The 9,746-nt window shown below is 41.7% G+C and carries 8 protein-coding genes and 2 pseudogenes; 3 read left to right on the forward strand and 7 right to left on the reverse strand.

The window, feature by feature from the left end; all coding sequences use genetic code 11:
• Positions 1-221: 221 nt before the first annotated feature.
• A complete protein-coding gene (locus FD27_RS01400) occupies positions 222-554 on the forward strand; it encodes a hypothetical protein (protein WP_057748408.1) in 333 nt (110 codons plus the stop codon).
• Between the two features lie 75 nt (positions 555-629).
• Here FD27_RS01400 and ltrA read toward each other — a convergent pair whose 3' ends face one another.
• Positions 630-2,012, reverse strand: a complete 1,383-nt coding sequence (ltrA, locus tag FD27_RS01405) for a group II intron reverse transcriptase/maturase (RefSeq protein WP_057748411.1) — start codon at positions 2,010-2,012, stop codon at positions 630-632.
• A gap of 577 nt (positions 2,013-2,589) precedes the next feature.
• Between ltrA and FD27_RS01410 the strand changes: the two genes are divergently transcribed.
• Positions 2,590-3,954, forward strand: a complete 1,365-nt coding sequence (locus tag FD27_RS01410) for an NAD(P)/FAD-dependent oxidoreductase (protein WP_057748414.1) — start codon at positions 2,590-2,592, stop codon at positions 3,952-3,954.
• A gap of 9 nt (positions 3,955-3,963) precedes the next feature.
• On the opposite strand, the pseudogene FD27_RS01415 reads toward FD27_RS01410, so the two are convergent.
• A pseudogene (locus FD27_RS01415) lies at positions 3,964-4,950 on the reverse strand (IS30 family transposase).
• Between the two features lie 94 nt (positions 4,951-5,044).
• Positions 5,045-5,977, reverse strand: a pseudogene (locus tag FD27_RS08555) (DUF4158 domain-containing protein); the annotation flags it as partial.
• Between the two features lie 178 nt (positions 5,978-6,155).
• On the opposite strand from FD27_RS08555, the gene FD27_RS01425 reads away from it, so the two are divergent.
• Positions 6,156-6,743, forward strand: coding sequence for a recombinase family protein (locus FD27_RS01425; RefSeq protein ID WP_057748418.1), 588 nt, complete (start codon positions 6,156-6,158; stop codon positions 6,741-6,743).
• 342 nt (positions 6,744-7,085) lie between these two features.
• On the opposite strand, the gene FD27_RS08885 is transcribed toward FD27_RS01425, so the two are convergent.
• The 4 genes from FD27_RS08885 to FD27_RS01445 all read right to left on the reverse strand — a co-directional run bounded on the left by FD27_RS08885 (position 7,086) and on the right by FD27_RS01445 (position 9,692).
• A complete protein-coding gene (locus FD27_RS08885; protein ID WP_235802989.1) occupies positions 7,086-7,508 on the reverse strand; it encodes an FAD-dependent oxidoreductase in 423 nt (140 codons plus the stop codon).
• Positions 7,509-7,934: 426 nt separating this feature from the next.
• Positions 7,935-8,384, reverse strand: a complete 450-nt coding sequence (locus tag FD27_RS01435; RefSeq protein WP_235802990.1) for a hypothetical protein — start codon at positions 8,382-8,384, stop codon at positions 7,935-7,937.
• 120 nt (positions 8,385-8,504) lie between these two features.
• A complete protein-coding gene (locus FD27_RS01440; RefSeq protein WP_235802991.1) occupies positions 8,505-8,750 on the reverse strand; it encodes a protein rep in 246 nt (81 codons plus the stop codon).
• A gap of 18 nt (positions 8,751-8,768) precedes the next feature.
• Positions 8,769-9,692: an IS30 family transposase gene (locus tag FD27_RS01445; RefSeq protein ID WP_057748427.1), complete on the reverse strand. Its 924-nt coding sequence runs from the start codon at positions 9,690-9,692 to the stop codon at positions 8,769-8,771.
• Between the last annotated feature and the right edge of the window lie 54 nt (positions 9,693-9,746).

The raw sequence follows: 9,746 nt of genomic DNA on the forward strand, positions 1-9,746 counted from the left end.
ATCAAGGTCCTTCTTTCTAATGGATTGTGTGGTAACACCATTAAAGACCTTGATGGGTTTTTCTGTCCACTTAAATGTTCAACTTAAATTTTACAATCTGCCTTAAAATAATATTATTTTATGCTGTGTTATCCGCAATTCTAAATCTGGATCATAGTGATATTTGATAGCTTTGTAGCAGTATGTAAATAAAATTATTATTCTGATAAAAGCAAGCAACGATTGTCTCGATTAATGGTAATCCAGCTAGCGTAGTTAATACTTGGTCACAATATATTAACGTGGTTTCTGATGATATAATTTTGATTCCAGCTGCGGGGATGCACTCGATTGAACAAGATTTTGAAAAAGATCCAAAACATGAACTGATCATTACGATTGGTTCTTACAATTATTCAGGAACCGCTGGAATGGGTCGCGGTTATCATATTCATGGCAGTGGTCAATTCATTAATGAAGGCGCATATTTTGACCAAATGAAAGCCCAATTTGATTGGATTCGCACTGTACTAGTTGTGAAGATTCATGATGTTGAGCAGAAGATAATCGAGTAGGAGATAATTGATTAGTTCAATTATCGACCTCTCAAACCACCGTACGTACGGTTCCGTATACGGCGGTTCGACAACTTAATCACATTGAATTGACTGGAGCGTCTTGGACATATTCATAAGTCCGAGTTGTTCCAGTTTTCTATTAGTTATAGAATAGCTCAAGGCCTTACTATGTGCAGTTCGCCAGTAGCCCTTTCGGGTACTAGCGAAGACATATGCATCACGCTGGGACAGCCCCAACTTCTGTAAGTTAGTTACCTTAGTTTTAAACTTTTTCCATTGCTTCCAAATATACTGCCTTATTCGGACCCTCAACCACTTGTCAAGGCGTTGAATAAAGTTAGTTAGTTTCCCAATTGAGTAGTACTGAAGCCACCCACGCATTTTTCGATGAATTTCTTCAAACATTCTTGTCAGAGATATTCCACGATTACGTTTAGTTAATAACTTCAGTGCTTTCTTTACTCGTTGTTGCGATTGTTTAGCTGGACGGACGTAGGCCCCATTGTGGTCTACACCCAACGAAAAGCCAAGAAACTTCAACCGTAGCGGGCTACCGACTTTGGTTTTATCTGGGTTCACTTTAACTTTCAAGCGCTTTTCTAGAAACTGGGTAATGCTTCGCATTACTCGTTCTCCGGCTCGTTGACTTTTAACATAGATGTTACAATCATCCGCATAGCGCACAAAGTGGTGACCACGTCTAGTCAACTCTTCGTCCAACTCATTTAGATAGATGTTCGCCAGTAGTGGTGACAATGGCCCTCCTTGTGGGGTTCCTTTTTCACTCTTAGCGAAAAGCCCATGGTCTAAGACTCCGCTAGTTAGAAACTTACGAATGAGTCTTAGTGTCCATGGGTCATCAATATATTGTTGGAGATACTTAATCATCAAGTCATGATTAACGTTATCAAAATAGGCTTTTAGGTCTAAGTCGACAACTCTTCGATAACCTTGATTATAAAGATCTACTACTTTTGAAATAGCGTCATGGGCCCCACGGTGGGGACGGAAGCCAAAGCTATTATCAGAGAAAATACGCTCAAAGATAGGCGTAAGAATTTGGGCTACAGCTTGTTGAACCATTCGGTCCACCACTGTTGGTATTCCAAGTCTTCTTACTCCACCATTAGGCTTCGGAATTTCTACCCGTTTGACTGGAGCTGGTTTATACTTGCCCTCACGCAAACTAGCGATCAGTTCCGTCTTATTTTCTCTGAGATATGGCAGAAGGTCATTGACTGTCATATCGTCAACGCCTGCTGCTCCTTTATTTCTCTTAACTCGCAAATAAGCCTGATTAAGGTTATTGCGATCCAAGACCAGGTCTTGGATAGTGACACTCATACCTTTACCTTCACCATAACCGGTACTACGCGCCCTTGTGTACTTTCGGTTTTCCAAACCTATCCTCGACAAGCGGTCAGCTTGTTGTTCTGTTTTCTGCGATTGTCGCACCTGATTACACCTCCGATATAAGTTACAAGTTATTGTCGTTCAGTCCTTCATCTGATTATTCAAACTACTATGACCTCGGCTGACTTCTGGCTTACTCAACACTGCATCACTGCACCGCTTGTTTCTGTGGAAATTAAACTTATTCCTCTTGTCGGAAACGTGTAGGCCAGATCTCCCCGGGTAAGAATATTAGCTTTCGTACCATGTCATCGTTAGCTTTACTGAGACCAACTTCGAGTAGTATTGGACTTCAACTTGTCTAGCAGCCTTATCCAGTTAATTCCAGCCTTATAGCTACTTCTTGTTCATCGATGCAGTACTTTGCCTTAGACTTCCTTCAGATTCCACCTCACGGTGGACACCCTTGTCCTCAGCTCATGGTTCCGACTACTACGGCCCATAGCGGACTTTCACCACCTAGCTAATACCCATGCCGGGCGCACTAGCAAAAAAGTTTGGAGCGTCAACTCCAAACTTTTATTTTTAATCAATTTATTGAGCAAAATATGATAGACATTAAGTAATAAGTGTTACCCTTGAAAATGTAATGAAGAAACTATTGTGTTAGGAGGATTTTATGGATAAACGTAAAATTGTAATTGTTGGTGCTTCACATGGTGGTCATGAATCAGCAATTGAGCTGTTGGATAAATATAATGATGTAGATGTAACTGTTTATGAAGCTGGCGACTTTATTTCATTTATGTCCTGTGGTATGCAATTATACTTAGAAAATAAAGTTACGGCTGAAGATGACGTCAGAAACTTTGCTCCTGAAGATGTTGAAAAGAAGGGCGGTCATGTTTATGCCAACCATGAAGTAACCGCGATTCATCCTGAACATAAGACAGTAACAGTTAAGGATTTAACCAATAATTCTGAAGAAGAAGTTCAATATGATAAGTTAATTCTTTCATCAGGTGTAACGCCAAAGTTTTTACCAGTACCTGGCAATGATCTTAAGAATATCTATTTAATGCGTGGACGTGATTGGGCTTCTAAGTTAATGAGTGCTGTTAACAATCCAGCAATTAAGAATGTTGCTATTGTTGGTGCTGGTTATATTGGTACTGAAGCTAGTGAAGTATTTGCTAAAGCTGGCAAGCATGTAACTTTAATGGACATGATTGATCGTCCATTAGGAACTTACTTGAACCCTGAATTGCTTGATGTTTTGGAACCTACCTTTAAGAAGAATATGGACTTGAAGATGGGCGTTAAAATTGAAGGCTTCAACGGTAATGAAAAAGTTGAAAGCGTCAAGACCGATCAAGGCGATATACCAGCTGACTTGGTTATTGTTTCAGCAGGGGTAACTCCTAATACTGATTGGCTAAAGGACACAGTTGATTTAGATCAAAGAGGCTGGATTAAGACTGATCCATACTTGAGAACGAATGTTAAAGACGTTTACGCTATTGGAGATGCAATTTTGCCACTTTCTATTCCAGCAGGTAAGCCAATGCCAATTGCTTTAGCTACTACTGCTAGAAGAGAAGCACAATATGTGGTTGATCATATCTTTGAAGATAAGCCAGATCGCGCTTTCAAGGGTGTTATCGGTGCTTCAGCTCTTAGCGTCTTTGACTATCACTTCGCTACTGCGGGATTAAATAAGTTTTCAGCTGCTAAGAATAAGCTTGATTGTCAAACTAGCTTCTATGAAGATCATATGCGTCCAGCTTATGTCCCAGAAGCAGATAATCCTAAGGTATATGTCAGCTTAACCTTTAATCCATATACTCACCAAATCTTAGGCGGTGCTGTCCTTTCTAAGTATGATATTACTGCTCAAGGCAATGTTTTAGCTTTGGCAATTAGTCATAAGATGCGCTTGGAAGACTTGGCTGAACAAGACTTCTTCTTCCAACCAGGATTTGACCGTCAATGGAGTTTGCTTAACCTAGCTGCTCAACATGCATTAGGTATGGCAAGATTCTAAGGCGAATTGTCAAACTAAGTGCAACGGTTTGTCAAAAAATACTTCATATGGGGTTTCATAGTTTAACACTTTGCGAGGACGTTGATTTAACTGCTTTTGGCAGTGTTCAACGTCCTGTTCTGTATAATTATCAATATCTGTTCGCTTGGGAAAATATTCTCGGATTAATCCATTTGTATTCTCATTTGTTCCACGCTGTTCAGGCGAATATGGATCGGACCAATAGACAGTAACACCTAACCTTTCGCTGATTTCATCAAGATGAAGAAATTCGGTCCCATGATCTGGTGTAATAGAATGAACAAATTCTTTAGGAATGGCCCCTAACAGTTCAACTAAGCCTTTATTTATCTCCTGCGAGTCCTTTTGCACAACCTTTTTGATAAGCGTAAGCCGACTAAGCCGATCGACAACCGTTAAAAGGATGGAGTGACCCGTTCGACCAATCACAGTATCAATTTCCCAGTCACCTATACGTTAACGCTGGTTGATAAAACCAGGGCGCTCATGGATCGAGATATAGTCGGTCTGTACTTCTCGATGTCGTCTAGTATTCTTTGAATGCCGGGTCCGATGTTTATGTCTGAGATGGCGCTGAATACCGGTATCACCACGTGAGGAGTACTTTTCACCTAAATTGTGTTGATAGATATGACGGTAAATTGTGTTGTAGCTAACACACCATTGATGTTCCTTATTAAAGCGAGCGGTAATCTGCTCTGGTGACCAGTGCAGATCTAAGATGTAATGAACAATTTGACGGCGTAATTGTGGATGGCTGTCTAATAGCCGCTTCTTGTGACAATTCTGCCGCTTTTGATGATAGTCATTATCTGCTTTGCTTGGGGAATAATTACCTGCACAACGTTTTAACTCCCGTGAAATAGTGCTTGGATTTCGCCCCAACCATAACGCGACAGCCCGGATAGATAACCCCTTAGCTCGTAAAAACATAAATATTTCACGTTCTTTTATAGTAAGATGTTTATAGCTCATACCGGATACCTCGAATTGTTTGATTTGGTCGTTAAACATATTCTACCCGGTATGGGTTTATTTTTTTACTTTGTGTTGCATTTCAATTGTAAATTCGCCCCCGTTTAAGAAGCGTCTCGTAGAAGCATGAAAGAGCTAGTAATTGTTCATCCATCGCTCGTTTGCGATACTCGGAAACAAAAGCGACCAATAACGCCGTTTGTCTTTTGACGGACATCCGTTTAATCAGACTGGCCTTGGCTTTAAAAGCATAGTTGGCCAGATTCTTTAACTTTCCTGCTGGAATTGCGCCTAATTGCCAATCCTCAGTTTTAAATTGTTGAAACTGTTTTAATCGAGTAAAGCCACGGTTAATTTCTTTGCGGCTTTCATCCATCAAAGGATTTCTTAAGAGATCCATTTTAATGGTGGCCCCATAGATGGGTTCCCCAACGGCAGTTAACAGATTTAAAAGTCGGTCCGTTTCTTCCGCTGAAGGGACGGCCACTAATTGACTATCCAAAAGGTCGGCGGCAACCTCCGTGACCCCATTAACAAAGCGTTCAAAGGTGGTCACCCCTGGTAAGAGAATTTTTTCATCCAAACATTTTTTTAGCAGCATATCAAAAAGTAGTTTTTCGGTTTCGTTTGTAAAACGCGCTCGCTCAAGCAGCCAGTCGTTCAGGCTCGCTTTGACCGCGGGATCAGTAAAGGCTTGATAATGATATTTTCGCTTAATCAGCGCCATATGTTGGCTAATGGTCATTTTTCGCGTGTAGCCTGCTAATGCCCGACCATCAATAGTTAACTGTTTAGCTAAATAATCAATTACCTCAGCTGGGACTTGTTGTAGATTAGTTGGAAAAGTTCCTAAAAACCTAACTGAGCTCAATTGAACGGCAAAGCCTAATTTAGTCGTTGCGGAACGCATTTTATCAATTAACGCGCGATCAAAATCAGTTAATTGAAAATACAGCCGCAGTTGATCGGCAGAAGAGATGCCCTCAAAAGTTCCGAAGCTTTGTTGGTGATGCGGGTTAGTCGGCATATTATTCTCCAATGTTTTTAGAAAACTATAGTTTTTGGAAAGGTTTCGCTATACTTTGATTAGGTTGATTTAACCGGTTTTTGAGTTTTCAAAAACTCATTATCAAAAAGTTTATAATAAACCATTGCCAAAAGATAGCTAATTTTCCCTTGGCTATCAAAAAACTAAGGAGTCACTCATGATTATTGGATATGCCCGCGTTTCAAAAGACGATCAGAACCTTAATCGCCAAATCGATCAATTAACGGCCTATGGTGCCGAAAAAATCATTCAAGAAAAGTTTACTGGAACCCGACAAAAAAGACCCGGAATTACCCAGCTTTTCCAGACCATTCGGGCTCACGATGTTGTGGTCGTTGAAAGCATTTCCCGGTTGGGCCGCAATACGTTGGATATTTTAAATTTGATTCAATTACTGCACCAAAAACAAATTAAGTTTGTTTCTTTAAAGGAGCAGATGGACACCGAAACACCTACCGGTCGGGCCATGCTGCAAATGATGAGTGTGATTGCAGAACTGGAGCGGAATCTACTGGCTGATCGAGTAAAGGAGGGGATTGCGGCTAGTCGCAAACGTGGCGTAACAGTTGGCCGTCCACGAATCGCCCAAGAAAAGTTGGATATTGCCATTCGGATGTATCAAAGTGGTGACTATTCAGTTAAAGAAATTTTAGCCACTAACCAAATTTCCTCAGGAACTTTTTACCGCGAAGTGAATCGGTTGAAACTAAAAAAGCTCAAACGAAAAAACGAACAACCTCACTAATTTAAGTCCTGGTTATTCGCCTTTCTACCGCTACTTTTCGTTTGGATGTTCTATTGCCCCCGGAGTGGGGAATGATCTTCTCGACAGACCGTATGACTAAGCTAGGGGGAAGGTTGGTGCCTTGGCACCGTTTTTCGCCCGTACTTAGGCACTAGGTCTGTGGTCATTTTCCACGTTATCGGAAGTGCGATCCAGCCATAGGGCAGGCCGTGGGCTAAGGATAGAAACTAAAATGAGACAATCGTTTTTACAGCTCAGATAACACAAAAACCGGCTAATTCGCAAAGAAACGCGGATTAGCCGGTTTTACTTATTGAGAGGGTGGTTGGTCACCACTTGCTGCTAGTACCCGTACAGCTTGTCGACTTCAACGAGGTCTTCATCGACCCCAGCGTTAACGAGGAGGTCATGGTTAGATTCGACGATCGCTGGTGAACCGGACAGGTAGTAACGAACCTCGTTATCCTTTTGTTCTGCCAGTTCCGTCAGGTGGGCAACGGCGTCCTTACCGTGGTCTAAGAGGGTCAGGGTCAGATTTGGCATGTCGGCGGCCCACTTTTCAAAGTCCTCTTGGTAGAGGTGAAAGCCATCCGCGACGTAGACCACTTCTACCGGGCGGTCTGACTTAGTGTCGTGGAGTTCCTTGACCAGGGCGCGGATAGGGGTGATCCCCACCCCGCTGGCAAAGAGGACGAGGGGCTTGTCTTCGTCCTTTAAGGTAAACTTGCCCAGTGGGCCGAGGATTTGGATTTCTTCGCCCGGCACCAGGGTTTGCACGTTGGCCTTAAACGAAGAAGGTTCGCCGTGCTGGCGGGTCCGGGTACCTAAGAGGATGTGACCGTCCGCCGGTAGGCTCGCAAAGGACAGGGCGCGGACCTTCTTTTGGTCGGTCACTTCCTTGGTGGGTAGGCCTAAGCGCATGTACTGGCCGGCCTCCCAGGTGAAACCAGCCGGGATTTCGAGTAGGATTTCGAGGTAGTCGTCCGTCAGGGGACGCACGCTGATCAATTTGCTTGCGTAACTAGGTAATTCTTTTGCCATGATAATTCCTCCTATTTAGAATTTACACCAATTATACGGACATAACCTTACCTTGTAAAGCTTGGGCTCTGCGAGGCTATTTTTGCCGTTGGCAAAAAAATAATCAAAGGTTGCTTTAGCTCCCAATGATTATCAAAAGACAGTTAATCACTACTTACTTTCTAGTTTTCGTATCAAATATTTCTTTCCTAAAGATGTAATGATGTAAGGGGAATATTGGTGGTCTACTTCATCAAAACCAGAATGAAATTGCAAAGGTATTTCTCTGACCTTATGAATCAAGCCAGCATTTAACAAAGAAATGACTTTACCATTCAAATTGTCCAAATCCAAAGCATTACCATTATTTTTATAAAGGTCATATAACACTTTTAAGCAATAAGAATCATTAACTAAATTCTCAACACTTCTATGCTTTAAAATGATATTTACCGTCCAATAAAAAACACTAATAACTATCTGAACAAAAAACAAAAGATAAAATGCCACAGAACAAGCAACAAGATAACGATTATATTGAGGTACAAGCCCAAAATAATAAATAATAAACGAGCTTAGTGCGACAGCAAAAGTAAAAAATAGATGCTTTCCATCAGTCAAAATGTCCAGAAGTTTACCCCAAAAAGAATTATTCACAACAAAAACACATCACTTTCAAAAATATTTATGAGCGTATAATTTCCCCATCAATCTTAATATAGACAATCCACCAAGTTCTGCTCAAATAAAATAATTCTTACGTTGATAATCCCACTTAGCAACAATTTCACGCACTACTTGATCAGTTTCTTGATCGTCACTATCCGTATTAATCAAATCGCCATTTTCAACATCTTCTAATTGCAACTGCTTGCGAATTTCTTTCAGCAAACCGCCATAGCTAAGTTGGCGGGAACCAGCCAAAGCTTGTTTCAAATCATCAATCACTTGTAGATCTTGTTCTTGATTATTAGTGGCAGATTGCAAGAAATAACTTGAACGAATTTAGTGACGTAGATTAAGCAGGAAGATCTCGATTGGTGTGTGCCAGTTAAGACATTTAAGTGGTCGGGAATTCAAATACCAATTAATTTGAATCAGCTTGTGATCGCTTAACTCTTCAATGGCTTGTCCCTTGGGAATAAACCGTCGCAAAACTCGATTACGGTTCTCATTACTACCGCGTTCGTGCGGTGAATAGGCATGGGCAAAGTAAACCTGAGTACCCGTTAGCTGTTCAATTGCCTGATAGTTAGCGAACTCTTTCCCATGATCCACAGTAAGCGTCTTGAGCTTGTCTTGAAGTTGACTAGCTAGTTCAAGTACGGCTTGAGTCATGGACTGACTGTCGCGGCCATGGAGCCGTTTAACAATTGTCAGGCGACTCTTACGCTCCACAAAAGTAGCCACAGCTTGGCCTTTACGTTTGCCAGAAAGTACGGTATCAGCTTCAAAGTGGCCAAATTCCTGGCGAGTTTCGACTTTATGAGGACGCTTCTCAATTGAGCGGCCGTGACTGAACGTACCACGCTTTTCTTTAGCACGATGACGACGAATTCCATGATCAGGCAAATTGGGTAGCTGTACATCAAGCCATCCTTGATCAATCCAGTTATAGACCGTCTTGTAGGCAATCCCCACCACATGGGCAACTTGTTCAGGGGACCACTTCTGGACTTGAATCTTTTTCTCAACCAAGTGTTTAAGGTTTTTAGTGAGCGAAGACTTCCGCCCCCGTTGACTAACCTTGCGTTCAAAGTCAGTTTGTGCTAGCTCAGCCTGGTACTCACTATTTAGCCGGTGAAGTTCGTTAAAGATGGTGGTCTTACTAAAGCCTAAGTAGTTAGCGATGTATTGCAAGGAACGTCCTTCATTATGAAGCGTTTCAATGACAACACGGTTCTGGAATGATAAAATAGTGGTGCTCATCAAGGTCCTTCTTTCTAATGGATTGTGTGGTAACACCATTAAAGACCTTGATGG

It is taken from the genome of Limosilactobacillus frumenti DSM 13145, assembly GCF_001436045.1.
In the GTDB taxonomy this organism is placed as follows: Bacteria; Bacillota; Bacilli; order Lactobacillales; family Lactobacillaceae; genus Limosilactobacillus; species Limosilactobacillus frumenti.